Source organism: Vibrio sp. Vb1980 (assembly GCF_033338615.1).
Taxonomy (GTDB): domain Bacteria; phylum Pseudomonadota; class Gammaproteobacteria; order Enterobacterales; family Vibrionaceae; genus Vibrio; species Vibrio alginolyticus.
This window is the reverse complement of record NZ_JAWOSZ010000006.1, coordinates 37,684-63,283: the sequence shown is the minus strand read 5'-3', so window position 1 is coordinate 63,283 and position 25,600 is coordinate 37,684. Positions and strand designations below refer to the sequence as shown.

Annotated in this window: 22 protein-coding genes; 16 read left to right on the top strand and 6 right to left on the bottom strand. The window is 46.6% G+C overall.

Going from position 1 to position 25,600, the window contains the following annotated elements:
- Nucleotides 1–5 precede the first annotated feature (5 nt).
- The 4 genes from R7F64_RS11675 to dsrO all read right to left on the bottom strand — a co-directional run bounded on the left by R7F64_RS11675 (nucleotide 6) and on the right by dsrO (nucleotide 5,851).
- Nucleotides 6–569 (bottom strand): c-type cytochrome, encoded by a 564-nt coding sequence (locus R7F64_RS11675; RefSeq protein ID WP_373920870.1) that lies wholly within the window; start codon nucleotides 567–569, stop codon nucleotides 6–8.
- 277 nt (nucleotides 570–846) lie between these two features.
- Nucleotides 847–3,939, bottom strand: a complete 3,093-nt coding sequence (locus tag R7F64_RS11670) for a tetrathionate reductase subunit A (protein ID WP_318071710.1) — start codon at nucleotides 3,937–3,939, stop codon at nucleotides 847–849.
- A 17-nt stretch (nucleotides 3,940–3,956) separates the two neighbouring features.
- Nucleotides 3,957–5,087 carry an NrfD/PsrC family molybdoenzyme membrane anchor subunit gene (gene nrfD / locus R7F64_RS11665; RefSeq protein ID WP_137282252.1) on the bottom strand — a complete coding sequence of 377 codons (1,131 nt, stop codon included), beginning with the start codon at nucleotides 5,085–5,087 and terminating at the stop codon, nucleotides 3,957–3,959.
- Nucleotides 5,084–5,851, bottom strand: a complete 768-nt coding sequence (gene dsrO, locus R7F64_RS11660) for a sulfate reduction electron transfer complex DsrMKJOP subunit DsrO (RefSeq protein WP_104975481.1) — start codon at nucleotides 5,849–5,851, stop codon at nucleotides 5,084–5,086. The genes nrfD and dsrO overlap by 4 nt, the downstream gene beginning before the upstream one ends.
- Nucleotides 5,852–6,029: 178 nt before the next feature.
- Here dsrO and R7F64_RS11655 point away from each other — a divergent pair, with 178 nt between their 5' ends.
- From R7F64_RS11655 to R7F64_RS11590, 14 genes are all read left to right on the top strand, one after another.
- Nucleotides 6,030–7,862 (top strand): sensor histidine kinase, encoded by a 1,833-nt coding sequence (locus R7F64_RS11655; protein ID WP_042523068.1) that lies wholly within the window; start codon nucleotides 6,030–6,032, stop codon nucleotides 7,860–7,862.
- Nucleotides 7,863–7,887: 25 nt separating this feature from the next.
- Entirely contained in the window at nucleotides 7,888–8,490 is a 603-nt protein-coding gene (locus R7F64_RS11650) for a response regulator transcription factor (protein WP_033905719.1), read from the top strand.
- A 102-nt stretch (nucleotides 8,491–8,592) separates the two neighbouring features.
- Nucleotides 8,593–8,991, top strand: coding sequence for a hypothetical protein (locus R7F64_RS11645; RefSeq protein ID WP_005376702.1), 399 nt, complete (start codon nucleotides 8,593–8,595; stop codon nucleotides 8,989–8,991).
- A 64-nt stretch (nucleotides 8,992–9,055) separates the two neighbouring features.
- Nucleotides 9,056–11,167 carry a protein-disulfide reductase DsbD family protein gene (locus tag R7F64_RS11640; protein WP_258515653.1) on the top strand — a complete coding sequence of 704 codons (2,112 nt, stop codon included), beginning with the start codon at nucleotides 9,056–9,058 and terminating at the stop codon, nucleotides 11,165–11,167.
- Complete coding sequence (locus tag R7F64_RS11635) at nucleotides 11,164–11,679, top strand: protein disulfide oxidoreductase (protein WP_005376704.1); 516 nt, start codon at nucleotides 11,164–11,166, stop codon at nucleotides 11,677–11,679. The genes R7F64_RS11640 and R7F64_RS11635 overlap by 4 nt, the downstream gene beginning before the upstream one ends.
- A gap of 161 nt (nucleotides 11,680–11,840) precedes the next feature.
- Nucleotides 11,841–12,473 (top strand): class I SAM-dependent DNA methyltransferase, encoded by a 633-nt coding sequence (locus tag R7F64_RS11630; RefSeq protein WP_318071709.1) that lies wholly within the window; start codon nucleotides 11,841–11,843, stop codon nucleotides 12,471–12,473.
- Between the two features lie 25 nt (nucleotides 12,474–12,498).
- Complete coding sequence (locus R7F64_RS11625; protein WP_005376712.1) at nucleotides 12,499–13,254, top strand: class I SAM-dependent methyltransferase; 756 nt, start codon at nucleotides 12,499–12,501, stop codon at nucleotides 13,252–13,254.
- Between the two features lie 19 nt (nucleotides 13,255–13,273).
- Nucleotides 13,274–13,699 (top strand): GNAT family N-acetyltransferase, encoded by a 426-nt coding sequence (locus R7F64_RS11620; RefSeq protein WP_005376713.1) that lies wholly within the window; start codon nucleotides 13,274–13,276, stop codon nucleotides 13,697–13,699.
- A gap of 3 nt (nucleotides 13,700–13,702) precedes the next feature.
- Nucleotides 13,703–14,263, top strand: a complete 561-nt coding sequence (locus tag R7F64_RS11615; RefSeq protein WP_258515650.1) for a GNAT family N-acetyltransferase — start codon at nucleotides 13,703–13,705, stop codon at nucleotides 14,261–14,263.
- Nucleotides 14,264–14,490: 227 nt separating this feature from the next.
- Complete coding sequence (locus R7F64_RS11610; protein ID WP_318071708.1) at nucleotides 14,491–15,624, top strand: efflux RND transporter periplasmic adaptor subunit; 1,134 nt, start codon at nucleotides 14,491–14,493, stop codon at nucleotides 15,622–15,624.
- Nucleotides 15,617–16,888, top strand: a complete 1,272-nt coding sequence (locus R7F64_RS11605; RefSeq protein WP_262628800.1) for a TolC family protein — start codon at nucleotides 15,617–15,619, stop codon at nucleotides 16,886–16,888. Before R7F64_RS11610 ends, R7F64_RS11605 begins: the two co-directional genes overlap by 8 nt.
- Nucleotides 16,885–18,099 carry an ABC transporter permease gene (locus R7F64_RS11600; protein WP_262627436.1) on the top strand — a complete coding sequence of 405 codons (1,215 nt, stop codon included), beginning with the start codon at nucleotides 16,885–16,887 and terminating at the stop codon, nucleotides 18,097–18,099. Before R7F64_RS11605 ends, R7F64_RS11600 begins: the two co-directional genes overlap by 4 nt.
- Before the next feature lie 2 nt (nucleotides 18,100–18,101).
- Nucleotides 18,102–19,385 (top strand): ABC transporter permease, encoded by a 1,284-nt coding sequence (locus R7F64_RS11595; protein WP_239932585.1) that lies wholly within the window; start codon nucleotides 18,102–18,104, stop codon nucleotides 19,383–19,385.
- Between the two features lie 22 nt (nucleotides 19,386–19,407).
- Nucleotides 19,408–20,112 carry an ABC transporter ATP-binding protein gene (locus R7F64_RS11590; protein ID WP_130545155.1) on the top strand — a complete coding sequence of 235 codons (705 nt, stop codon included), beginning with the start codon at nucleotides 19,408–19,410 and terminating at the stop codon, nucleotides 20,110–20,112.
- Nucleotides 20,113–20,177: 65 nt separating this feature from the next.
- Here R7F64_RS11590 and R7F64_RS11585 read toward each other — a convergent pair whose 3' ends face one another.
- Nucleotides 20,178–20,861: a topoisomerase I gene (locus tag R7F64_RS11585; RefSeq protein WP_130545126.1), complete on the bottom strand. Its 684-nt coding sequence runs from the start codon at nucleotides 20,859–20,861 to the stop codon at nucleotides 20,178–20,180.
- Between the two features lie 75 nt (nucleotides 20,862–20,936).
- Nucleotides 20,937–21,854, bottom strand: coding sequence for a leukocidin family pore-forming toxin (locus tag R7F64_RS11580; protein WP_005376731.1), 918 nt, complete (start codon nucleotides 21,852–21,854; stop codon nucleotides 20,937–20,939).
- Nucleotides 21,855–22,953: 1,099 nt separating this feature from the next.
- Here R7F64_RS11580 and R7F64_RS11575 point away from each other — a divergent pair.
- Complete coding sequence (locus tag R7F64_RS11575; RefSeq protein ID WP_285399380.1) at nucleotides 22,954–23,928, top strand: DUF1852 domain-containing protein; 975 nt, start codon at nucleotides 22,954–22,956, stop codon at nucleotides 23,926–23,928.
- A 30-nt stretch (nucleotides 23,929–23,958) separates the two neighbouring features.
- Nucleotides 23,959–24,987 carry a methionine synthase gene (locus tag R7F64_RS11570; protein WP_031780992.1) on the top strand — a complete coding sequence of 343 codons (1,029 nt, stop codon included), beginning with the start codon at nucleotides 23,959–23,961 and terminating at the stop codon, nucleotides 24,985–24,987.
- Nucleotides 24,988–25,600 lie beyond the last annotated feature (613 nt).

The following is a 25,600-nucleotide window of genomic DNA, read 5'->3' as shown; positions in this document are numbered from 1 at the left end:
TGCTCCTAGTAACGTAATGAGGCAAAGTAGTAAGCAAGATTTTCGATCTCTTTGTCAGTGAGATTTTTTGCGATGGTCCCCATCATATTGAGCGGGTCGCCACTGCGAGTGCCGTTTTTCCATGCCATCAATTGCGTTTTTAAGTAATCAGCATGTTGGCTTGCGAGGCGAGGGAACTTGTCGACGCCCATACCGCTGGCTCCATGACAAGTTGCGCAAGCTGGAATATTTCTATCCCAATCGCCTTGGAAAATTAATTTACGATACGGGTTACGAATATCAGCTTGGTCGCCGCGTTGTTCTGGATTCGTGAACTCGTAGCTCGGGAGGTTAGCAAAGTACTCCATAACTTCCTTACGGTCTGCGGGATCGTTGAGTTCCTTCGCCATGCCTTGCATGACCACATTTTGGCGTTCGCCACTAAGGAATAGTTCGATTTGAGTGTTGAGATAGTTCGCGTTTAAACCAGCGATCATCGGCGCGATATTTGGCTGTCCCATGCCATCTTGGCCGTGACAACCGCTACATACGCTGGCTTTTTCCGGAATAGAAGAGGCGCTTGCGCCCATAGTGGTTGCTAACAAACAGGCCACCACCACTGGAAGAATTTTTGACATGCTGACTCACTTTAATTTTTATTAATATGTCTAAGTGCTACTTGGTAGTCACTTGGACGATATTGTCGGCCTTGTCAATAATGAAAGGTATTGTGGATTTCCACATATTTAATAAGTGTAAATGGCCGTATTTGTTTTTATTGGTTGTTCTATAAGCGATAAAAACAAAGTGGTGAAGAGCTGCACAAATCGGCAGCTCTAAGTGGTAGAGACGTCTTAACGTGCGGCGTTACGCTTTGCGGATTTTGGCTGGTAATGATTGACGAGCCGCGGCTCCTACCACCCAATCTAACAACACGCCTTTCCCTTCTCGGGTTGGGTCAATTAATCCGATGTCGTTAATGTTGACGCCATCTTGGCTGCGAGTTTTTACTGGTTGCTGTTTATCGCCGATCCAGTGCGAGCGTTGTCCTAGCTCGGTATGACCAAACCCATGTTCAAATCCGAGTGTGCCAGGGCGAATCCCGCTGACTATCATCGCAAGTGCTTTGGTGCTTGCAGATGGTGTCTCGATAACAAACTCATCACCCGTTTTAATGCCTGCGCGCTCGGCATCGATTGGATGGATGTACACTGGGTTTACGCCTTTAATCGAGTTCAACCTTGGCGATAGGTTGGATACCGCACTGTGAATGTTGGATTTAAAGTTCGTTAGGCTGAAAGGCCATTCTGAGCTTGGGAACTGGTCTTCCATTGGTGTGCCATCGGCCAGTTTTTGTGGATGCCATGTTGGGCAACCCGTGTAGAAATCACCGGTCATGGTGTTTCTTGCGCTGCCGACACGTTCATTCCATATCGCGACAGGTCGTGTCCATTTGTGCTTCATTTGCTCACCTTGATACGCTTCGGTTGCATTTTCAAAACGTCCACCGCGAGCAAAAATAAACGCCACACGTTTCATCTCATCCGCTGTCAGCGTCTTCTGCATGGCTGGCATTAAACGCTCTAGGCCGGACCACGCAATGTCTTCTGCCGAAACTTCAGGCACCCCGCCTTTCACATAAGCCAAGTTTGCCGCGGAACGTAAGTAGAAATCTTCAGCGCTGTGGAGAGCGTGCCAATTCCCTTGCGCATCTTGAATCGCGTTGTCACCAAAGCCGCCCAGTTGCATTTTCTTGGCGACATCAATCAAAAAGTTTTCTAAGCAAATTGAACGACCATCGGCGGTTTTCTCTGTTCGCGCTCCCACAATCGGCCAGCGAGCGGTGACGGTTTTCACCGGAACGTCGTGCCAAGGCGTTGCCATACCCCAGCTTTCGTAGGTGACCGTGTCAGGTACAATATAATCCGACAACGCGGTGGTTTCGTTAATGAACGCATCAACAGACACAATCAAACCGAGTTGTTTTGGATCTTTAAGCTTGTCTTCCAGCAGCGTTTTCAAACCGGGTACACCATACATTGGGTTCGCCATGTGGTTGATCCACGCTTTAACGCGGTATGGATACCCATCAATAGCCGCAGATAGGTGCTCTGTCAGCAGTGGCGCGGCAAACGGATACCAAGGGGCGCGAGTTGGGTAAGGTGATTCACCTGCCTCAACGCGACGTTTGTATTCGCTGGTTTTGTGGTAGGGGAATTTACTGCGCGACAAAAAGACGCCTTTCGGGCCGACTTTGCCAGCAAATTTGGTGAAGTCGTAACGAGGACCCGCAGCGGAAGTTGGGTAGCCACCCGCTTTGGCCATCGCGCCGCCTTTCATATTTATGTTACCAATCAACGCATTGAGCATCATGATGGTAAACGAGTTATAGAACCCATTGGTGTGCATGTTGCCACCGTGGGTATCGACCACCGCTTTTGTTCCGTGACTGGTGAAGCGCTTTGCTAGTTCAACAACTTGTTCGACAGGGATTTCACATTGTTGGCTGTAGAACTCAAGACTGTATTTGAACGCCTCTTCTTTGAGTCTTTGTAGAGACGATTTTACGCGCACTTCGCCCGATGCAAGCGAAACCGTTTTATCGACAAACAGTGCCGCTTCCTCAGCTTGGGTATGAACACCAAATTCGCCGCTTTGCTCATCCACGATGACGTACGGGTCGGAGTCAGACAACGCTTCGCCCTCGAATGGCAGATTCAAGTCGGACGCGCGTAAAAACGTGCCGTTTCTCGGGTGCTGATTATCGCTTATCACGAGATGCGTAGCATTACACCAGTGCGCGGTGCCGGCTCGTTTCATCGCGTTTGCCCCCGGCTGCGCCAAGAAGGTTTTGTTGTAGCGTTGGTTTTCGATGATCCACTGGATCATGCCAAGCACGAGGGCAGAGTCGGTGCCTGGTTTGATTGGTACCCAGCGGTTGTTGTCACCGGCAGCCAAGCTCGATGAACCAGCAGGCAAACTTGGTGTGATGATGGTGTATTCCAAGCTACCTTCTGTTCGCGCATTGGCGAGTTGGCGCGCCTGACGCTTAAAAGGGTTACCCGCTTGAGCTGGTGACATACCGATGAAGATGATGTATTCCGCGTTATCAAAGTCTGGCTTCAAGTGCGCGTTCTTATCTAAATCGTTCATGAATGCGCCGCTGCCAGCACGAAATGCGTAGCCGCAGTAAGAGCCATGATGCCCAAAGTTACGCGTACCATAGCTGTTGAACGCGAAGCGTTTGAATATGTCGTCTCGGCCTTCGTTACCGGCGTTGGTCATTAACAGTTGGTTGGCTTTCGGTCCATATTCTGGGTTTTCAGGATCAACGGGCGTTGTTAAATCGCGAATGTCGCGTAAGCCATCCACATGACCTTCACCAAATAAATCACCGCCCTCGACGACTTCTTCTATCAGTTGTTCGTAACTGATCGGAATCCATTTTCCTTCGCCGCGTTTTCCAACTCGTTTCAGTGGCTGAGTAATGCGGTACGGGCTGTTGCGAATTTCTAGCATCCCATTGCCACGTGCGCATGCTGTTGAACGACCGTCAAGGCCCGCTTCTCCTGCCAAACTTAAATAAGCACCTTTGACTGGCGTTTCGAACGGAATGTGTTGCTGATGAGAGAGTGGGTGATATGGGTTGCCAGTAATACGCAAAATCTCGTCGTTGCGGTTATCAATGCGTACACGCAATCCGCACAGTGACCAACAACCAAAGCACATCGATGGTGCAACGCGCTGATTTGGATTAGGGATTAGGTTGCCTTTGCTGTTGACCGTGTACTCTGGTTCAAGCGAGTTACCGTGGTGAATATCACGCGTTTTTTCTCCCGCAGTGCCTTCGAGCGCACCCTCGACCATGTGTTTGGTGGTGGTGGCGTAACCCGCAGCGAATGCGCCAAGCCCACCCACTGCAATGCCTGATTTCAAAAACTGACGGCGTTTGTTATCCATGATGAAATCCCCTTTGATTAGCGTTCAGTTAAGGTGGGTGATGAGGCTTTTACTTCGATCTTTTGTTTTGGCTGAACCAGCTCCGAACCGAGCAGTGCCAGTGCAAGCCATAATCCGAGCATGCCGATAATGCCTATCCAGCCATTTCCATCCATAGTGAGTTGGTATGGATACAGCCCTGCATCGAACTTGGCGATGGTTTGCACTTCCATGATGGTAAACCAGCGAATCAGCCATGCACTTTCCAGTGCGGCAGCAGACACAAAACTGAGCCCTATGACGTGACGAAATCTGGCTGATGCGGACTTTTTGGTATCGCGCAAGAAGATGAAAGCGAGCAAAACACAACCTAAAACGACAAAAGTGAGCAGGGCAATGTTGTGCATCCATTGTTCGCTAGAATAGAGCGAAAATGCGGAATTGTTGGATGCCCAAATCGGTAGCAGTATCAGCGTTAATACACCGCTGGTAACCACTGATTTTTTCAGTAAATTAGTATCGCCAGATGTCAGCGTCTTTGACTGACTAGGCAGCAGTAACCAAATCAGCAGAGAAAACCCGACCGCGCCCATAAATGCAGTAACAAACCAAAGAACCGGCGACGCGGGTTGGTGCCATAAAGATCGCGATTTAACGACCGCAATTTCAGCGCCTGTGTAGACTGCAATGGTGAGGCCTGATAGCACCGTGATGGCGGACACCATAAGCATGGCTCTACGAGAGAGCGCCCAGTCACCCAGTGACAGCTTTGAAATTAGAGGCAGTACTTTTCCTGGCTGATTACGTAAGTTGATCAGATCCTGGCGGAGATACAGCCATGCGGTTACTACCGCTAAACCTGAGAAAACAGGCAAGAAAAGCGACCCTAAAGACATCCATGACCACGGAGTGATGTGGGCGTAAAAATGCCATGCGCGTCCCGGCTGGTGAAGGTCGCCAGTTAACGCTAATGGCCCCACGATGGCGCCGATGGCCAGCGTCAGAACAAGCGCAGCGCGCAGTCTGTGACTGGTGTGTCTTTCAAATAATAGGGCGATTAGGAATAAAACAGCAGCCGCATAAGCCGAACCGATGTAGAAGAAATACTGCACCGCCCACGGGAGCCAAGCCATCGCTTGAGGTTGGACTAACACTTCGGTGATGTTCATGCGCGATCTCCTTGTGGGTCGTAAATAGCAGGTTGTCCGTCGATGTGGCTGGTGAAGCGTTCATCCATGCCGATGTAAAACACGTGTGGCTTGGTCTCTTCGTTGGGTTTTAGCACTTTGATATCGTCTTGGTGCTGCGCAATTAAGCGGCGGACTTCACTTGATGGATCATTCAAATCACCAATTACACGTGCTCCGCCAACACAGGTTTCCACGCAGGCAGGTAATAGACCTTGTTCTAGACGGTGAGCGCAGAAGGTGCATTTGTCTGCGGTGAGGGTGTCCTCATTGATAAAACGCGCATCGTAAGGGCAAGCCTGTACGCAATACGCGCAGGCGACACAGCGACTGTTATCCACCATGACGATGCCATCTTCGCGCTGAAAGGTCGCTTGAACCGGACACACAGCCACGCAGGGTGGGTTTTCGCAGTGGTTACAAAGGCGAGGGAGCATAAAGGCTTTCGCTTCTCGCGTGGCTGTAGAGCCATCATCTAACGTAACTTCGTATTGCTTTACGGTGGTTCGGAATTGACCGATAGGCACTTGGTTCTCGATGCTGCAACCCACAGTGCAAGCCTGGCATCCGACACATTTACGCAAATCCACCACCATGGCATAACGCTTGCCGACTTGTCCTTTTCGGTCAGCGGACTGGTTATTTCGAATAATGTTTCCCGCAGTTGCCGTGCCAATGCCTGCGGCTGGAATTAACGCGGCTCCGGCTGTGACCGCGCTGAGAAAGCGACGTTTGGTGGAATCCATAACTCACCTGCTTTTTTGTTGTATTTGAATTGACTGATTCCATTGTGAGAAATGCGCCGCGAGGCTTATATTGTGGATTTCCACATACCCAGATCAAACTTGATCTAAAACAAATGTGGTTTAGGGAAGGTAGCTGTTATTCTTGTCGTACTCTCTTGACGGAACGATTCGACTCATCATGAAAAAAGCACTGTGGCTTCAGCTTTGGATTCTTTGCTTAGTTGCCTTTGCATCTTTGGCTCAGGGCGCAGTTTCTGAACAAGCAGATCTGCAAGGAATGCAAGAGCAAAAAGCAGAGCAGCCACAGGCCAAGCAAAAAGTCGAAGTGGGCGTGTTAGCGATACGTGGTCATCTTTATGCTGAGCAGAGATGGCAACCGACCATTGATTGGCTCAATCAGCAAATTTCCGATGTGCATTTTGTCCTTCATCCCCTTAACTTGGATGAAATGGGCGAAGCGGTGAAGTTTCAGAAGATAGATTTCATCTTAACCAACCCAGGTCAGGCAGTGCGATTGGGCAGGCAATACGCGCTGTCGTGGATGGCAACGCTAACCAGCAGAGCACCACAAAACTCGAATTACGGCATTGGTTCGGCGCTTGTGGTTCGAGCCAATTCAAGTTATCAAACGGTGCAAGATGTCTCAGGACGTCCCGTTGCAGCGGTATCAGAAAAAGCCTTTGGTGGTTATCTCACGATGCGCTATCAAATAGTCAAAATGGGTCTTAATCCAAACGATTTCTTTTCTGATGTCCGCTATCTTGGTTTTCCTATTGATGCCAACCTGTATCAACTACGTGATGGCAATGTGGAAGCGGCCGTTGTCCCTGCTTGTTTATTGGAACAGATGCTAAGTGAAGGGCTTTTACAACCGAGTAATTACCGAGTTTTAAATCAACAGCCGAACGAGCGTTCGTTATGCGCTGTTTCCACACCGCTTTATCCGAACTGGTCATTTGCCAAAACAGAGCGCGGCTCATCTCAGATTGCCAAACAGATTGCGCAAGTATTGTTAGCGATGCCACCTGAACACCCTGCGGTTATTGCGGCAGGCGCGTCAGGTTGGACGTCCCCCGTCAGCTTGCTGAGTATCGACAAACTGTATCAGGCGTTGGATCTCCATCCGTTGCAACAACCTTGGTGGAGTGAGGCTCTACGCTGGCTGCGTAGTCATCAAGAATGGGCATGGGCGCTGTTCATGTTTGTGATTGTGTTGAACGCGTACCACTTTTGGCTTGAGTATCGATTTAGCAAGAGTAAGCAAGCGTTGGAGCAGACATCGTTACGATTAAAAGAGAAAAGTGAACAGTTAGAACATTCACAAAGGGTCGCGATTGTCGGAGAAATCGGCACTAGTCTTGCTCATGAACTCAATCAGCCATTGGCAGCCATTCGCAATTATAGTGAAGGCGGTTTACTTCGCTTGGCCAAAAAACGCCCACATGAAGATATTGTCCCTGTACTTGAGAAAATACAGGGCCAAGTTGAAAGAGCCGATGCAATTATTCAGCGATTAAGAACGTTGATTCGCAAGCGCAGTGTCGACAAAACGTCGTGCGATCTTCAAGTACTCATTGATGACACGATTGAGTTGCTCCATTTTAGAATGCAGAAGCAAAACATTTCTATTGTGGCCAGTACAGAAGGGAACATTCGTCCGTTACTTGTCGATGCAGTTGGCGTACAACAGGTTTTAGTTAATGTGATCAGCAACGCGATTGATGCGTGTACTTTGTTCCAAGAGAAATATCACTCATCAGGCTATCAAGGTAAAATTGCCCTGCATTGCGATTACCAAATCAATCAACTCTCTATTCGAGTGTTAGACAATGGTACAGGGTTGCAGCAAGAGAATCCGACTCAAGCGTTTGTGAGTAGCAAAGAAGAAGGGCTTGGGCTAGGGTTAGCCATTTGTCGCGATGTGATGGAAATGCATGGTGGCGAGTTTGTCATCAGCTCGACAGCACCACATGGTTGTTTGGTTGAGCTTGTGTTTCCATATCAAAACTAATCTGAACTAGGCATAGGAGCATTCAATGAGCAGCGGTGAAAAGCAGCTACCTGTTTTTGTAGTCGATGATGATGAATCGGTGCGTGACTCGCTCGCTTTTATGCTGGAAGAGCATGAGTTCAAGGTGACGACTTTTGCTGATGGGCAATCTTTTCTCGATAAAGTGAACATTCATCAGGCCGGATGCGTGATCCTTGATAGCCGAATGCCCAACCTTCGTGGTCAGCAAGTGCACCAAGTTTTAAATAAAGCCAACAGCCCGTTAGCCGTTATTTATCTGACAGGGCATGGTGATGTCCCGATGGCGGTCGATGCATTGCAAGCTGGGGCGGTCAATTTCTTCCAAAAGCCAGTCAAAGGCGATGAACTGGCACGAGCCATTTTACAGGGACAGGCGCAGTCTGCCACAAACCTCGATATGGCAGCAGCTAAATCGGCTTATGAATCGCTCACACCTAGAGAAAAAGACATTTTACGTTTGATTATTGAAGGAAAGCGCAACATTCGTATTGCTGACGAACTTTGCATAGCAATGCGAACGGTTGAAGTACACCGAGCTAATCTATTGAAGAAGTTCTCGGCAAAAACCGTCGCAGAGTTGGCATATATTTATGGCAAGCTAGATTAAAGCTTACCGAGTGAAGCCTCTTAAGGTTATTTAGAGGATACAACTTGAGCTTTATGACGACTCGCGTATTATCTTCTTCGTTCTTACTTTATCTGAATTCTTATGAGTTTGTTGACTAAACGACATCACACGCCACATAAGCGGGCAAAATGGCTACTGGCGATTATTGGCTGGGTGGTCGTTGTGTGTCTGATGCAAAATTCAGGCTTTGCATCGTCATGCTCTATGAAATATGAGACGGAATCGCCCGCGGTTTCACTTGCTGATGAGCGTTCGAGCGTCAAGTCTATTGATACTAAAGAAACTAGCAAGTGCGAATTGTCTGAAAAGTTAATTCAGTTTTCTCAACATCAACTCGATGTATTTATTGTTGTTCTGTTTGTCGGTCTTTTTGCTTCGGCAATTTGGTTGTGCAGTGCCTATATTGGTGCGCAACATTGGACGGAACCGATAGGCCGTAAGTATCGAGTCCATCTGACTTTCTGTGTGTTCCGAGAATAAAAGCGTGCTTTCTGACCACTAGCGTCAGTTATTTAGCACCTTTGTCTTTTAACTAGGAATCACTATGAATCAAATTACTAAACTGACTCAGTTTGCGTCCATGTTTTTTATGACGCTTGCTTTGAGTTTGCTCTCTCTGAGTATTTCAGCTCAAACTACTGATACAGGTTGGCTGACCAACCCGCAACATCCTCCAGTGCAAACGCGCTTTGTGCTCACTGGTCAACAAGATCCGCAAGCCAAAACAATCACTGGTTATCTGGACGTCAAGTTGGCTGGGGACTGGAAAACTTACTGGCGTTCACCTGGTGAGGGCGGCGTAGCACCATCTATTGATTGGCAAAATTCACAAAATTTATCCAAAGTGGATTGGCAATGGCCGCACCCACAAAAATTCGAACTATTAGGTATCGAGACTCTTGGGTATAAAGGCGACACTTTGTTCCCCATGACGCTGCACGTCGAAGACATGTCCAAACCTGTCACGATTGATGCGGTACTGACACTTTCTTCTTGTACGACGATTTGTGTGCTGACGGACTATCAAATTCAATTGACGTTCTTGCCTTCTGATCTAACAGTCGATGAAGGCGTGATGTTCAGTTACGCTCAAGCAGTGAGCAACGTGCCGCAGCCATCGCCGTTTATTGATGTTACTCAGGCGAGTTGGGATGCGAACCAATCGAAACTACAAATCAAGCTAAAGAACAGTCAGGGTTGGCAACAACCACAAGTGCTGGTGGATGGTGTCGATGAAGCAACGCGAGACTATAGCTTCAAGCTTGAAGGAATGCATCAAGAAGGAAACATCGTCACCGCGAGCTATATCGTTGATACTTGGCTGGGCGATGTGGAGTTAGATGATCAGTCGCTGTTTGTGACCATCAAAGACACCAATTTACTAGCAGAAGAAACCACTCAAGCAACTGCTGAGGCAATAGTTGAACCGTTGCCGAGCACGTCTCTAACGAGTGTTTTTCTATTCGCGTTGCTCGGCGGTTTAATTCTTAACATTATGCCTTGCGTTCTTCCGGTTTTGGGGATGAAGCTAAGTAGTATTGTTGCCGCTCAAGGTATCGAGCGTCGTCAAATTCGCGCTCAGTTTGTTGCCTCGTCACTTGGTATATTAACGTCGTTCTGGATTCTCGCTGGTTTTATTTTGGTGCTCAAGCTAACAGGTAATGCCATTGGCTGGGGCGTGCAATTTCAAAGCCCTTGGTTCTTAGGTTTTATGGTGTTGGTCACCACTTTGTTTGGGGCCAATATGCTGGGGCTGTTTGAAATCCGTCTATCATCGGGTACCAATACATGGCTGGCCTCGAAAGGTGATAACTCCCTAGTTGGTCACTATGTTCAAGGTATGTTTGCCACATTGCTTGCGACGCCTTGCTCCGCGCCTTTCCTGGGAACAGCCGTGGCGTTTGCCTTGGGTGCCGACGTATTAACGTTATTTGCAACTTTTACAGCATTAGCATTGGGTATGGCACTGCCTTGGATCTTAGTCGCTGTGTTTCCAAGTATCGCGCTGAAACTACCAAAGCCTGGCTCGTGGATGAATGTCGTTAAAATAGTGTTTGGCATAATGATGTTGGCAACCAGCGTTTGGCTACTTTCATTAATGGCAAATCATGTTCCGATGTTATGGATTGCACTTATCGCTGTGGCTGCTTTTGTTGTAATGATGGCAAGAGTTAAGAAAGTGTATGGTGAGAAAGCGCTTGCTGTATCCGGAACTGCGTCATTAGTGTTGATAGCTGGTGGCCTGTTACTTGGTAGTGTCACTGCCGACCAATGGGCGACACCGCTTCCTGAGGACTTAGCGTGGCAGAAGCTTTCTAACTCGGCGATTGAAGATCACGTCAATAATGGGCGAGTGGTGTTTGTGGATGTCACTGCGGATTGGTGTGTCACGTGTAAAGCGAACAAGATCGGTGTGATCTGGCAAGATCCTGTCTACTCATTGCTGCAAAGCCCTAATGTAGCGATGTTAAAAGGGGATTGGACACATCCGGACGGCTCGGTAACTGACTTTTTACGAGCTCATGGGCGTTACGGTGTGCCGTTTAACATCGTCTATGGCCCGGCAGCGCGACAAGGTATCCCGTTACCTGTGATTCTGACTGATGATGTTGTTTTAAGCGCGGTGAAACAAGCGAGTGGAGGATCCATTCAATGAGTTCGACAAAGCAGCGTAGAACATTCCGATATTGGCTCGTTCAAATCGTACAGATGGTGCTCATTGTCACCGTCATTTCCATCGTGATGGATTGGTATCGCACCAAAGATATTCCTAAACAGGAGTCACCACCATTGAGCTCCGTATTGAGCGATGGTGAACACTTCGATGCAATCGCGCAAAGTTATGAACAACCTGTCGTTGTTTATTTTTGGGCGACTTGGTGTCCCGCTTGTAAATTTGTAAGCCCAAGCGTGAGCTGGCTGAGTGATGACTATGCCTTAGTTGGTGTTTCTGGCTCATCAGGGCCAAATGAGCGTGTGGCGCAGTTTATGCAGGCAAAAGAATATCGTTTCGAAAACATAAACGATCCTTCAAGCGATATTATGCGCGAATGGAAAATTAGCGTGACCCCAACCATTTATGTTTTAAGAAATGGTGAAATTTCCTCTGTCACAACTGGCGTTACCACTCCGATAGGAATACTAGCGAGAATTTGGTTAGCTCGATAACGCTATAAAAATCCGATATTCAAAATATTGAGTATCGGATTTTTTTGTTGTCCTAAACAACCAGTCGGTCACATACCATAAAGAACTAGTTAACCAATAAGTGTCTAGATGCTTATTGCGTGCTACATTCGAGCATCGTTCTGGTTATCAAGGAGGAAACGATGAACGTAGCAAAAATGTATGATGATGTGTCGGATCGTTATCAAAAGTTGGTGGATGACAGTCACTACGTCGGTCCACGTTGGATTTCTGAGAAGTTAAAAACCTTTCCCATCGAGCAAGGCTCGGTTCTCGACCTAGCCTGTGCGACTGGCAGTATCGGCCATGTCGTAAAAAGTCACTATCCAGAACTCGCCATCCATGGCTTAGACATCTCGTCCAAAATGGTTGATCAAGCGCGCCAAACTAACCTCTATCAAAGCGTCGCGGTTCATAATCTCGATGAGCCATTTTCCCTTTTGTTTGAACAAACCTTCGACCTTATCACCGCACTTGGTTTTACTGAGTTTCTAGCAGAGCCTCAAAAACTTCTGGAGTGCATTTCGCATAAGCTAACTGCGAATGGACGATGTTTTATCAGCTTTCAATACCACGATCCGGATGGACAAGATTTGCCTCGAAATACTTATAGTGGATCGGTCGTGCATACGGCATATACCGAAAGTGAAGTTGAGCAACTCTGTCAGCAAGCGGGGTTGGAAGTGGTTTCCCTAGAAAATGTGATTGGTTACGTATCTGGTGTTGGTTATGTGTGTCGATACTTGATGCTAGAGCTGAAAAAGTCACACCGATGAAATAAGTAACAAACAAGGATTGTTTTTGAAAACACAAGATTTAACCGAGTTCGGGTCTGGCATTGAATACGATGCTCAATACGACCAGCATTACCATCACGACATTGCTTTTATCACAAGGTTAATCGAAGAAACCAATGCTCGAAGTGTACTGGATGTCTGTTGTGGTTCCGGCATTGTCACGATTCCAGTCTCTGAGCAACTCAACGAAGCCATTGGCATTGATATTTCTGAAGGGATGCTCAAACACGCAAAGGACAAAGCCAAAAGCAGGAGTAACTTGCGTTTTCTTCATCTCGACGCAACCCAGTTTTCGTTAGGTAAGAAGTTTGACCTAGCCATAATGACAGGGAATGCATTCCAAGCCTTTTTAAGTGATGAGATGCTAGCAGGTGCACTGAGCTCAATATCAAGACACCTCGAAAAAGGTGGGCGATTTGTCTTCGATACGCGGTTACCAACGCCAGAGAATCTAGAACTGGATAATGAGATGGCACTGTGGCAAACCTATGTTTCTCCAACCTATGGTGAAGTGAATTATTTCGGTATGAAGGCCGAGTATGACTTGCAAACATCCATCATGTATTTGAAGAAAGAGCGCCATTTTGAAGGTGGAACGATTGAGTATTCCAGCATTGATTTAAAATATCGTCCGCTGGAAGACATAGAGGTTTTCCTTGAACAAGCGGGATTCAGAATCATAGAGAAGTACCAGTCTTGGTCAGCGCAAGCATTTGAGGCGAATGCCAACTCGCTTGTCTGTGTGGCTAAGAAAATATAAATCAATGTTGAGGGATACAATGCAAGGATTTCGAATTACTACGTCGTTAGATGACATGGATTTAGACGTTATCTACGAGTTCATTTCAAACAGTTACTGGGGAAAGGGCATTCCAAGAGAACGCCTTGAGAAGTCATTGCGCCATTCGTTCTGTTTCGCGGTTTTGGATGATGAAAATCAACTCGTTGCTTTTGCTCGGTTAATTACCGATCGTACCACGTTTGCGTACCTTGCCGATGTGTTTGTTATGGAGGTACACCGTGGTAAAGGCATCAGTAAGTGGTTGATCTCAGAAATTGTTGCTCATCCAGAACTACAAGGCTTACGCCGTATGATGCTTGCAACCCGCGATGCTCATGGGTTGTACGAACAGTTTGGGTTCACTCCTATTGCTCCAGTAGAAAACTTTATGCAAATCTGGAAACCGAATGTTTATCAGAGCTAAATCATGATGAGAGTTGAATCTCAACAAGTGGCAATCAGATACCTCAAAACAACAGACGCTGCTCCCCTGTTTGAAAACTATTTAGGCGATGAGAAAGCATGCCGCTTCCTCAATCGCCAAGCCCACCAAAATGTTAATCAAACCCTTGAAGCTATCGAAAGATGGTGTGCTCAATATGATCAAAAGTCTCCCAATCTCTTAGTCTTCGCTATTGAAGAACTCACTTCTCAAACTCCTATTGGTTGTCTGGTGCTGATACCTGAGCAAGACAGCAGTGAAATCCATTTTGGTATTTCTGCTCGCTATCGGGGAAAAGGCTATGCAACCCAAGCCTGCAAACTTGGCGTTGTCTACCTGCAAAGCTTGGGTATAACGCGCATTCGCACCGCCCCGCATATTGGCAACCACGCGAGTATCCGTGTGTTGGAGAAATGCGGCTTTATCAGCCAAGGCATTTTAAAAGCGCATGCAGTTTTTCCTGCTCTAGGACGTGAGGCGCAAGACTGTATGGATATGCGATTGGAGGATACAGAACTGCGCCATTTTGCACATTGTTCAGAATGAAAAGGGTGGCGGTTGAAACGAGCGGTTACAGAGCTTGTTAGTCGCCATCGTAGACAGCGTCTTTGCTGAATGATTCGTCGAGGTTTTTTGCTCTTTGATTGTCAGAGCCGACTGACAAAACCATACCAACTGTGACAACCAAACCGCTATTAAAGCAGGATATTATTCCTTCAACTTTGTGTTTTAGGAGTAGTCATTAGACTACCCAATAATTGTTGGAATAAATAATGACGAAACGTTGGCTTGTCTCCGCTGTGAGCATTGCGCTGCTCGGCGGTGGTACGTATTTCTATCTCCAATCTGCCGCTCAACCAGAATTACTGCCTACATTGATTGTGGAAAAAGGCACGATTGAAAAACAAGCGGTGGCTGTTGGTAAAATTGTCCCTGCACACTCCGTGTCTATCAAGTCACAAATCGACGGTATCGTCGGTGAAATTTACGCGAAAGTTGGTGAAAAGGTGAAGCAAGGCCAGTCGCTGATCAAAGTACGTCCAAACCCAACCCCCCAAGCATTAACGGATGCATCGGCAGAGCTCATGCGTAGCGAAGCCGATCTGGAATCCGCCAAACAAAAACTGTCTAACCTAGAAAGCTTGGTCAAGCAGGACATTATTCCAAGTAACTACGACGAATACGTAAGTGCGCGCTCGGCAGTCAAATCTGCGCAAGCGGACGTATTGCAAAAGCGCCAGAATCTCGAACTCATCCGCAGTGGTGAGGCGTCTATCGGTGATGCACGTTTAACGTCGACGATCTACGCGCCAATTGATGGCACGGTACTCAACCAGAAAGTTGAGGTCGGAGAGCCGATCATCTCGACTCAATCAAGCCAAGCCGCGACTGAAATGATGTCATTGGCCGACATGAACAGTCTGATTTTTAAAGGTAGCGTCAGTGAGCATGATGCTGCGCAGTTGTCTCCGGGAATGCCCGTTATGTTGACGGTGGCGCCTTATCCTGATGTGGCGATTTCTGGTGTGCTAACCAAAGTGGCGATTCAATCTGAGAACCTTAACTCACCAGAAGGCAACGCTTCGGCAAAAAGTTTTGATAACGGTTTTGAGGTTGAAGTGGGAGAACTCAAGATCCCACAAGATGTGTTTCTTCGTTCTGGTTTTTCATCGACGGCTCAAATCATTCTGAAGAAGTCTGAAAACGTGCTCACTCTACCGGAGCGCGCTCTGCTATTTGATGGTGACGCACCGAATGTTCTGATCCCCGACAGCTCAGAACAAGGGTTTCATAAACAACCGGTGAAACTCGGTCTGTCAGATGGCATCAATGTCGAAGTGCTTGACGGCGTGGAGCTTGATGAAGAGGTTATCGACAACAGCATGATGGGAGCGGCGCATGGTTAAACTGCAACGATCAAAAATCGCCTTTGCATTGTTGGCTTCCACGCTCAGTTTGCCGACCTACGCAATTTCTATTGAACAGGCTTGGCAACAAGCAAAGCAGAACGATCCTAATTACGAAAAAGCGAAAATCGGCGTCCAGCTTGGCGAGGTTGGCGTACAGAGTAGCCGCAGTGCGTTATTGCCGGGTTTAAGCGCCAGTGCGTCAGCGGATTGGAATGAGTCCTCAAGCCATTCCAACAGTTACGGTGCTACCTTATCTCAAACTATTTGGGATAGCAGTTTGTGGTCGGAACTGGATCAAGCGAATGCCAATTATCTCAAAGCACAGTTAGAGCTATCTCAATCACATAACGAGCTTGCGCAGAAGTTGCTCACCGCTTACCTAGATGTGGCAAGCGCACAGGGCGACCTCAAATTGGCGCAGTCCAAGCTGGAGGAGGGGAAAGAACTTCTCAACATCATCGAGAAACGCTATCGAGCAGGCAAAGTGAAGTCGGTTGATGTTGAAGAGATGCGAGCGAATCAAGTTTCTGAGCAAGCAAGTATCCTCAATGCAAAAGCCGATCTCGAAGTGAAAAAAGCAGAGCTTGCGGCGTTAATCAATCAAATGCCGGAGAGTGTCGACCAAATTCGAACGGATTCTTTGATTCAGCCGCCGATGCTGGTGGACTCTCAGGAGCAATGGCTAAAGCTGGCTAAAGACAGCAGTCCAGAGCTGTTGGTGGCGGCGCAGATGGTGAAAGCGAGCGAGTTCGCGAAAGATTCAGCTAAAGGTGGATACTACCCAACCGTCAAAGGCAGTGTGGGCTACAGCGATGGTGACAATCGTTCAAACGGCGAGTTTAACGCTGGGATTAGTTTGAGTTTGCCGATTGACCTCAATGGTGCAGTGCGAGCGAAAGTGGACGAAGCATCGTTGAACATTTTAAGCGCCAAGCAAGATATGCGTAGAGTGGAAATTGATATTCAGAAACGAGTTATTCAGCAGTTTACGCAGGTCGATATCAACTGGAATCAAGTTTTGATAGCGAACGAGCTAGTTGAGTCGCGCGCCAGAGTGTTGCAAAGCAAAGAGAAACTTTACGACGCTGGCCTGCTTGAAGTGTCGGAAGTTATCAGTGCACACAACAGCTTGTTTGAGGCGAAAAACAGTCTGCAAACCAACTTGTACAGCTATTGGCGTAAGATAATCGGCTTACTGCAAACCGCAGGGAAACTCGATGACGATACCATGGCGTTGATCTCTCGGGCTTTTCATTCATGAGCAGCCTGTTGCAGCAAACTTGGCAAACGTTGATGGCGCACCGCATGAAGAGCGTGCTAGCCATTATCGCGATTGCTTGGGGCGTGATCTCTGTGGTGGTGTTAATCGCACTTGGCGAAGGCTTTTATCGCCATCAGACCCAGTCGTTTTCATTTATGATCAACAATGTGCAAGTGGTGTTTCCATCGAGCACCAGTAAACCGTGGCAAGGATTACCTTCAAGGCGACAAATTGATATTCCACAAGAAAAAGTCGACATGATCAAACAGTCGGGCTTCGTGCAACTGGCGTCGAGCGTTTACGCCAAATGGGATGCGAATATCACCAATCTCAAAGGACAGAATTTATCGAGTACGGTCAGCGGTATTGATACGTCTTACTTTCCTTTAATGCAACGCAAGCTGCAATCCGGTTCGAGAAACCTGTCACCAAGTGATATGGACAACCACACTCGCGTGGCGGTGTTAGGCGATCAAATTGCGCAAATGGGTGGAATCCAAATCGGGGATAGGCTCAAAGTCAACGGCATTCCGTTTTTGGTGATTGGGATAACCGTTGGTGAGGACACTGGCATTTCATTCGGCGATAGCCGCACGGTTTTCATTCCTCAAACAACGTACCGCGATTTGTGGGATGCGAAACCTTGGATGGTATTGATGAAGCCGAGAGAAGGGATGGATGCATCGTCATTTCGACAAAATATCGTGAACTTTTTCGCCAAGCAGCTTCATTTTGACCCAAGTGATAAAGATGCGGTCGAATTACCCGATTTTAGTGAAGGAGCGGCGGTCATCAGTGGAATTTTGCGTGGCATTCAGATTTTTCTTGGAGCGAGCGGCGCGATGACCATGGCGGTCGGTGCGCTTGGCGTTGCCAACATCATGTTTTTATCCGTCACTGAGCGCACGCGTGAAATCGGTGTGCGTTTGGCCATCGGGGCGACTCAAAAATCCATACTCAGTCAGTTTATTCTTGAGGGGCTTATTTTGGTAGCTGTGGGCACGGCATTAGGTCTGATGTTTTCGTATGCCGTGGTATCTGTCCTAAGCAGCATGGCATTACCGGAATGGATTGGTTTGCCTGTGATCACGCCAGATTCCATTGCTTGGTCTTTATTTGTGACGCTTGTCTTGGCCTTGATGGCATCGTATTTCCCAGCAAGGCGAGCATCGCGTCTCACGCCAGTCATTGCTTTGAGTGCGAGGGCCTAGTCATGTTGTTACCGATGAGACAAATTTTCCAAGAAATGGCCGCAGAAAAGCTGAGATTGGGTTTGACTATTCTGGCTGTAGCGTGGGCGACCCTCTGTATCGCTGCTATGTTGGCGGTAGGTGAGGGCATTCGTCAGGGCGTATTGAAAACCGCACAAAATGGTAACGGCAACTTGATCTATTTGACCGGAGGGATGGCCACCGTCGACCACGGTGCTTTTCACCAAGGTAAGTTTCTGACGTTAAAAATGGACGATTCAGAGATCGTTCGAGCATTACCCGATGTAAAAAGCGTTGCGCCAACTGCGAAGTGGAAAGAGCGCATCACCGTTGGTGACAGAAGCTCATGGCAAGAGCCGTTAGCGGTCACGAGCGAGTTTCAATCCATGACCAATTTGGTGCCGATGGCGGGGGGACGATGGTTAAACCCACTCGATCAAAAAGAGACGCGCAAAGTCGTTGTACTGGGTTATGAACTGGCAGCCGACTTATTCAACCCGAATGAGGACTTTAGTTGGTTTGCGACAGTCACATTGCAAGTCAACCCTGTGGGGAAAAAGGTAAAAATCGGCAATGAGGAGTTCACTGTTGTGGGCGTATTGGAGAAAAACAGCGCCCAAATAGAACTGGGGGATCTTATCAACTATTCCAGCTTTGTGCCGTTAGCGACGTGGAAGCGATTTCATGTCAACGGTGAAATTGGTGGCATCAATGTGCAGCCACAAGCGGATGTAGACCGAGAAGCCTTAGCAAAGACGATCAGGCAAGTGATTGCCCGTAAACACGGGGCAAGTGTCAGTGATGAACAGGTCGTCCAAGTCGATGATATGTTCCTTAAGCAAAAGAGTATGCAGCAGTTTCTGATAGGTTTGCAGAGTTTCCTTGGCATTATCGGCTTCGTGACGTTAGCTGTTGCTGGTGTTGGCATCGCCAATGTGATGTATGCCACCGTAAAGCGATCTACGCGTGATATCGGTGTGCGCATGGCAGTCGGTGCAACCCCAACGGCTATTCGCATGCACTATTTAGTACAGTCTTTATTGACAATGATGATGGGGGGGGCGTTTGGGTTAGCCGTGACGTACGCGCTGGTGTCTGCCATCAGTTCCATTCCTTTAGAGGGCAATGCTTTTTATGAACAACTGGGTAAACCTGTCCCTGAGTTGTCGTGGGTCGTTGTCGCGATTGTCATCCTCACCTTAGTGATCATTGGTGTGGCATCTGCATGGTTACCTGCAAACCGAGCCGCAAAAGTCAGCCCGTTGGAGGCGCTACAAAGTGAATAACAACAATAACTCTGGAAAGAACATGTCGAACAAGCCGCTTGTTGAGCTGACCAACATCTGTAAATACTACTCAAGCGGGGAGGCGGAAGTTCGCGCGCTAGACGGCGTAGACTTAACCATTAATCAAGGTGAGTTTCTTTCGATTCTTGGCCCGTCTGGCTCGGGTAAATCAACGCTAATGAACATGCTCGGCTGTTTAGATAAGCCCACCGATGGCGAGTACCAACTTGGCGGCCAAAACGTAGCAAGTTTAAGTGCGAATGAGTTGGCTGGCATTCGTAACCAAAAGATCGGGTTTGTCTTCCAAAGCTTTAACTTATTGGAATACGCGACGGCGCTTGATAACGTGGCACTGCCGTTGGTTTACTCTGGCATCAAAGCCAAAGAACGTCGCCAGCGCGCAGCTAAATTGCTAGAGCAAGTCGGGCTAGGGGATCGTTTAGACCATAAACCAAACCAGCTTTCTGGTGGTCAAAAGCAGAGAGTTGCTATCGCCAGAGCCTTGGTCAACGATCCGCAAATCATCTTAGCGGATGAACCAACGGGTGCATTGGATTCAAAATCCGGCGCAGAGATTGAAGCCTTGTTCAATCAACTTCACGCTGAAGGCAGAACATTGATCATCGTGACGCACGATAACGCTCTGGCAGAGCGCACTAAACGCATCATCACCATCAAAGACGGCAAGGTAATTTCGGATAGGGTGCCGGTAAGTAGGGAGAAATGAGCTTTTCTTAATTGAGAACTGAGTTTTAAGGGAAATAGCGATACAGAGGCTATCTCCCTTTACTTTTATTCGCGATGTTCGTTTTGTCTCTCTTTTATCAAGTCATGCTTTTGTTCTTTAAGTAGAGTGATTGCGAGCTTAGTGTCCTCAATCAATTTACTGTTATCGTTGAGATCTTTGCTCTTCAAAGGCAAAACTAGATAATGAATGCTGCCATCTGCATTCTGTACTCCGGTAGCGATGATGACATCACCTTCAGACGCCGTACCAAAATACTCTGATACGACTTTGGTTTCGCTGACACCGTAGCTATCCAAATAGGATGACTCCGTATTGTCAAACAAGATAGGAACCCCTTGCTTAGCTAATGTTCGCAATTGTTTTTGCTTTTGCTCGTCGAATGGATAGTCGGTCGTACTGATGTAACTTACCTGTTCAGCTTCAATAAAATCGTACAGTTCATTGCTCAGTTCATTTAATGGGGCAGATATCCAAGGTGTAGCTGGAATGACGTCGGAAGTATCATCATTGCCACTTTGTGGTGTTGGAGTGGTAACCACCTTTTGAGCAGCATTGCTCTCAGGAGGCGTTACACTTATTGTCGCAGCGTCTTCTGTCTTGATTTGCTCGTCAAGGCTTGCAACAGGTTCGGTCTGGGCATTCTTGTTATTTGAATTAATCAGAAATATGGCGAGTACTGCACCAAGTGCTAGCGCCGATCCAGTCAAGAGTTTTTTGTTACTTGTCATGTGTCATGTCTTACCGTTTATTTCATTAGTAAATACGGCGGCCACTTATTTATTCCGTGGCCGCAGGCTAATAAGTTAGTGGTAGAGATCGTCATTCCAAGAGATAGTTACGGCTCGGCTAGTCTCTGTCCATTGACTGCTATCACGATTTTTCTTCCAGGTATTTTCTGGTGTGGTATACCAGCTACACCAGTCGCGACCAAAGTAGTAATTGGTTTTTCGCCAACCAGCAACCAGCTTGACCTCTGATGTATCTAGGCCATCTTGAATGTCATTTTTTCTATATACGACGCCGACTTGTGGTTTAAAATCTGAACGCATAACGACAGGTAACTCATTGTAATCAATCAAATTACCCATGTCACAACTGGTCCAACGATACAATAACCAGTCTTTAGCTGGCGTATTATGGCGGATAGTCTTGTTTTCAATTAACCAATTAATGCTTTCGTTAGCTTGGTTAAAATCGGCAACCGTTTGAAACTCTGGCTGGTCGTACGTTACACGGTTGCTCCAGGAGATTCCCCCACTAATATTTGGAGAAGTAGAAGCACTGAATCCAAGGTTAAAATCTAGCGACTCACTGACAGATGCCGTTGCAATGGTGTTTTCTGGAGCATGGCTCATGTGGCGTAAAGGGGCGCCATTTAAATAGCTCAGTGCCAGCTTAAAAGCCGTTGGAACGGTGTAACGGTAATCTCCCCCAGTGGCAAAACCATAGATTTGTTCTTTGTTTGGAACATTAGTCATGTCGAAGCCAGAGCCGCCATTTAGGATCAACTTAGCTTCTTTAGCGCCATTTGGTAGTAAAGATTGGTTCCAGACATTTTCTAAAGAATAAATTAAGCGGATTTTTTTCGAGCGTGCATCACCATCATCAAGCTGAAGCAACGTCGAAGTGTAAGATTTTAATGTATCTTCAGCATGTGCTGGTGCTAAAGAACCAAGTAAAGCGAGTGCGATAATACTCGCGGAAAGATGCTGTTTTTCCATTATTGTTTCCTATTAGTCAGCCCATAAAGACTTTTGTTTTAAACTATCTTGATGGGCACTTTATAATTATGGACAGGTTATAAATTCAAGCTCAATAAATGAGCGGTGAAATAGTGCATCTTGTTTTTTATTAAAAAAAGAAAAAGGATAGATTCGTGGGATTAATGTCTCATAGTTTTTAAATTCACCTCTCAACTATAATAAATAAGAATTTGGTTATTAAGTCTTGCCTTTTTAAGTTATTGCTTAATTTTAATTTTCTAATGTTATATTGAGATTTTTTATTGATAAAAGTAAATTTTATAAATGTTAGCCATGTTGTTTTTAGGGTTTTTGTTATACCAAACTAAGTAAAGTATCGTTATGTGGTTATCTCGGGTTTATGGGTTTAATTCAAATTAAAACAGTGGTTTATGTTTTTTTGTTATTGGTTTTTTAGAACTTAATGTAATAGTTGAGTTCTAAAGTCCGTCAATGAAGTTGTCATGTTCGTGTATGAAGTTATATGTGCTTTACAGCAGGAAATTAAACTTTACGTTTAAGATGGTAAAGATAGAAAAAGAAATAAATAAGATAATTAAATAATCATGTTTCCGAGAATATAAATGTAACGTACTTCTAATTAAACGAATGCTTGAATAAACGATGGAGTGTGAAAAGTACTATTTAAGTTACGCTGTCCTATATTCCAGTTGGTGCCTTGTTTATACAATGCGTTTTCTCGGCTTAAAACTGGTTTACGTACTGCTAATCCCTTATCAGTTTCTTAATTACATATATTGGCAATATGCTCGCCAAGTTACGTGTATTGGTGTCAATGAAAAACAGTATCTACGATAGCTCTCTTAGGGTTGGAACTCCCACTATGAATTTCCTTCATGTTCAATGTGAAACAATACCAATATTACTCAACTCGTGAAGCAAGTATAAAAAAAGGACTGCTCTGGTGTTAGGCACTGCGACGGTCATTTTTGTACGAACCGTTCGTCGTAAGTGCTGTGCAACCTAACGATTGGGAAAACCAAAAAACAAAAAATGTCCCCATGCACAGAGTTAGGAAAAGTCTGCTTTATCTAAGGAAATAGGATACCAACTCACGATGAATAACGATTTCACATTTGCTATCAAAAGCATTCGCTTTGATGAGAATTACCAACCATCAGACAATACGCGAATCACTACCAACTTTGCTAATCTGGCTCGCGGAAACTACCGCCGAGAGAATCTGCGCAATGCGCTCCGAATGATCGACAATCGTTTTAATGCGTTGGCATATTGGGATAACGCGCAAGGTGACCGTTACTCAGTTGAACTTGAAATCATCTCTGTTGATATGGATATCCAGGGTAGTGGCGAAGCCTTCCCATCGATTGAAGTGCTCAAAACTAACATTGTTGATCACAACACTAACGAGCGCATCGAAGGCATTGTGGGCAATAACTTCTCTTCATACGTTCGTGATTACGACTTTAGCGTTTTGCTGTTGGACCACAACAAAAACCAGCCCCATTTCAGCATCCCAGCTAATTTCGGTGATTTGCATGGCAAACTGTTCAAAGCTTTCGTTAATTCTGAGTCTTATAAACAGCATTTCAAAAAGCTGCCAGTGATTTGTCTGAGTGTATCGGACAACAAGGTATATCGACGCACCGAAAACCAACATCCTGTTTTGGGCTTTGAATATCAGCCGAACGAATCTTCGTTGACGGAGCAGTACTTCAAAAAGATGGGCTTACAGGTGCGCTACTTTATGCCGCCAAACAGTGTTGCACCATTGGCATTCTACTTCTTCGGTGACTTGTTGAACGATTATTCAAACCTAGAGCTTATCAGCACGATAAGCACGATGGAGACATTCCAGAAGATTTACCGACCTGAGATTTACAATGCCAACGCGGTTGCCGGTAATTGCTACCAGCCAAACTTAAAAAACCTAGACCACTCGCTAACTCAAATCGTTTACGACCGAGAAGAGCGCAGCCAACTGGCGATTGAACAAGGGAAATTTGCCGAGGAGCATTTCATCAAACCTTATCAATCTGTGCTTGAACAATGGTCTGCAAACTACGCGTAATCGACAACGAGAATCTAGAAAGGAATGACGATGAAAACACTATTACCGACTTCAACGGCTGGCAGCTTACCGAAACCTTCTTGGCTGGCCGAACCAGAAAAACTTTGGTCACCGTGGAAACTGCAAGGTGAAGAACTGATTGATGGCAAACGCGATGCGCTACGTGTCGCTTTGCAAGAACAAGAACTGGCAGGCGTTGATATCGTCAGTGATGGCGAGCAAACTCGGCAACATTTTGTGACGACCTTTATTGAGCATTTAAGCGGCGTAGATTTTGAAAACCGTAAAACGGTGACCATTCGCAACCGTTATGAAGCAAGTGTTCCGACGGTGGTTGGCCCAGTAAGCCGCACAAAGCCCGTGTTTGTTGAAGATGCCAAGTTCTTACGTCAGCAAACTAAGCAACCTATAAAGTGGGCGCTGCCAGGCCCTATGACGATGATCGACACACTTTATGATGATCATTACGGTAGCCGTGAAAAGCTGGCTTGGGAATTTGCAAAGATCCTCAACCAAGAAGCGAAAGAGCTTGAAGCGGCAGGTGTCGATATCATTCAGTTTGATGAGCCTGCGTTCAATGTGTTCTTCGATGATGTGAACGAGTGGGGCATTGCATGTTTAGAGCGTGCGATTGAAGGGCTGAAATGTGAAACTGCAGTGCACATCTGCTATGGCTACGGCATCAAAGCGAACACAGATTGGAAGCAAACGCTAGGCACTGAATGGCGACAATACGAAGAAGTATTCCCTAAATTGCAGCAGTCAAATATCGATATTATCTCGCTTGAGTGTCATAACTCACGAGTGCCTATTGAGTTACTTGAGTTGATTCGTGGTAAGAAAGTGATGGTTGGTGCGATTGACGTTGCTACCAACGAAATTGAAACACCAGAAGAAGTGGCGAACACACTGCGAGAGGCGTTGAAGTACGTTGATGCCGACAAGCTTTACCCATGTACCAACTGCGGTATGGCACCTTTGTCTCGTGAAGTATCGACCGCTAAGCTCAATGCGTTAAGTGCGGGTGCGGAGATCATTCGTAAAGAGTTGGTGGGTTGATATCAATACTTAGGCTCCGCGCCATGAACTAAAATTAGGGTCAATCTAGCGAGTTTAAATGAGAATAGGAATCGGTTTACTGCTCGCTAGGAAATAGCGATAACTTCCGCACTTGAAAGCACTCGGTGGGTAGATCCTGAATCACCTCGTCCCTCGCTGTTCAGGATGACGGATGTTGGAAGAAACATTGCTCGCCACAACCCCAGGTATTGGAGCAGTTCCAAGATAGGGTCATTCCAGCGAGTCTAGACGAGACTAGGAATCTGATAACAGCTCGCTGGTAAATGACGATAACTTTCGCACTTCAAAGCACTCGGTGGGTAGATCCTGAATCACGCTCGTCCCTCGCTGTTCAGGATGACGGATGTTGGAAGATACGTTACTCACATACCCAATTATTTGGCTTGTATTCAATTTTGGGTCATTCCAGCGAGTTTAAGTGAGACTAGGAATCTGATTACAACTCGCTGGGAAATAGCGATAGTCTACGAACCTCAAAGCACTCGGTGGGTAGCTCCTGAATCACCTCGTCCCTCGCTGTTCAGGATGATGGATGTTGGAAGATACATTGCTCGCCATCCCTCAGGTATTAGATCAGCTCTAAGGTAGGGTC

Coding starts and splice junctions, on each gene's coding strand:
- R7F64_RS11675 (WP_373920870.1), bottom strand. CDS start 569: ATGGGCGCAAGCGCCTCTTCTATTCCGGAAAAAGCCAGCGTATGTAGC.
- R7F64_RS11670 (WP_318071710.1), bottom strand. CDS start 3,939: ATGGATAACAAACGCCGTCAGTTTTTGAAATCAGGCATTGCAGTGGGT.
- nrfD (WP_137282252.1), bottom strand. CDS start 5,087: ATGAACATCACCGAAGTGTTAGTCCAACCTCAAGCGATGGCTTGGCTC.
- dsrO (WP_104975481.1), bottom strand. CDS start 5,851: ATGGATTCCACCAAACGTCGCTTTCTCAGCGCGGTCACAGCCGGAGCC.
- R7F64_RS11655 (WP_042523068.1), top strand. CDS start 6,030: ATGAAAAAAGCACTGTGGCTTCAGCTTTGGATTCTTTGCTTAGTTGCC.
- R7F64_RS11650 (WP_033905719.1), top strand. CDS start 7,888: ATGAGCAGCGGTGAAAAGCAGCTACCTGTTTTTGTAGTCGATGATGAT.
- R7F64_RS11645 (WP_005376702.1), top strand. CDS start 8,593: ATGAGTTTGTTGACTAAACGACATCACACGCCACATAAGCGGGCAAAA.
- R7F64_RS11640 (WP_258515653.1), top strand. CDS start 9,056: ATGAATCAAATTACTAAACTGACTCAGTTTGCGTCCATGTTTTTTATG.
- R7F64_RS11635 (WP_005376704.1), top strand. CDS start 11,164: ATGAGTTCGACAAAGCAGCGTAGAACATTCCGATATTGGCTCGTTCAA.
- R7F64_RS11630 (WP_318071709.1), top strand. CDS start 11,841: ATGAACGTAGCAAAAATGTATGATGATGTGTCGGATCGTTATCAAAAG.
- R7F64_RS11620 (WP_005376713.1), top strand. CDS start 13,274: ATGCAAGGATTTCGAATTACTACGTCGTTAGATGACATGGATTTAGAC.
- R7F64_RS11615 (WP_258515650.1), top strand. CDS start 13,703: ATGATGAGAGTTGAATCTCAACAAGTGGCAATCAGATACCTCAAAACA.
- R7F64_RS11610 (WP_318071708.1), top strand. CDS start 14,491: ATGACGAAACGTTGGCTTGTCTCCGCTGTGAGCATTGCGCTGCTCGGC.
- R7F64_RS11605 (WP_262628800.1), top strand. CDS start 15,617: ATGGTTAAACTGCAACGATCAAAAATCGCCTTTGCATTGTTGGCTTCC.
- R7F64_RS11600 (WP_262627436.1), top strand. CDS start 16,885: ATGAGCAGCCTGTTGCAGCAAACTTGGCAAACGTTGATGGCGCACCGC.
- R7F64_RS11595 (WP_239932585.1), top strand. CDS start 18,102: ATGTTGTTACCGATGAGACAAATTTTCCAAGAAATGGCCGCAGAAAAG.
- R7F64_RS11590 (WP_130545155.1), top strand. CDS start 19,408: ATGTCGAACAAGCCGCTTGTTGAGCTGACCAACATCTGTAAATACTAC.
- R7F64_RS11585 (WP_130545126.1), bottom strand. CDS start 20,861: ATGACAAGTAACAAAAAACTCTTGACTGGATCGGCGCTAGCACTTGGT.
- R7F64_RS11580 (WP_005376731.1), bottom strand. CDS start 21,854: ATGGAAAAACAGCATCTTTCCGCGAGTATTATCGCACTCGCTTTACTT.
- R7F64_RS11575 (WP_285399380.1), top strand. CDS start 22,954: ATGAATAACGATTTCACATTTGCTATCAAAAGCATTCGCTTTGATGAG.
- R7F64_RS11570 (WP_031780992.1), top strand. CDS start 23,959: ATGAAAACACTATTACCGACTTCAACGGCTGGCAGCTTACCGAAACCT.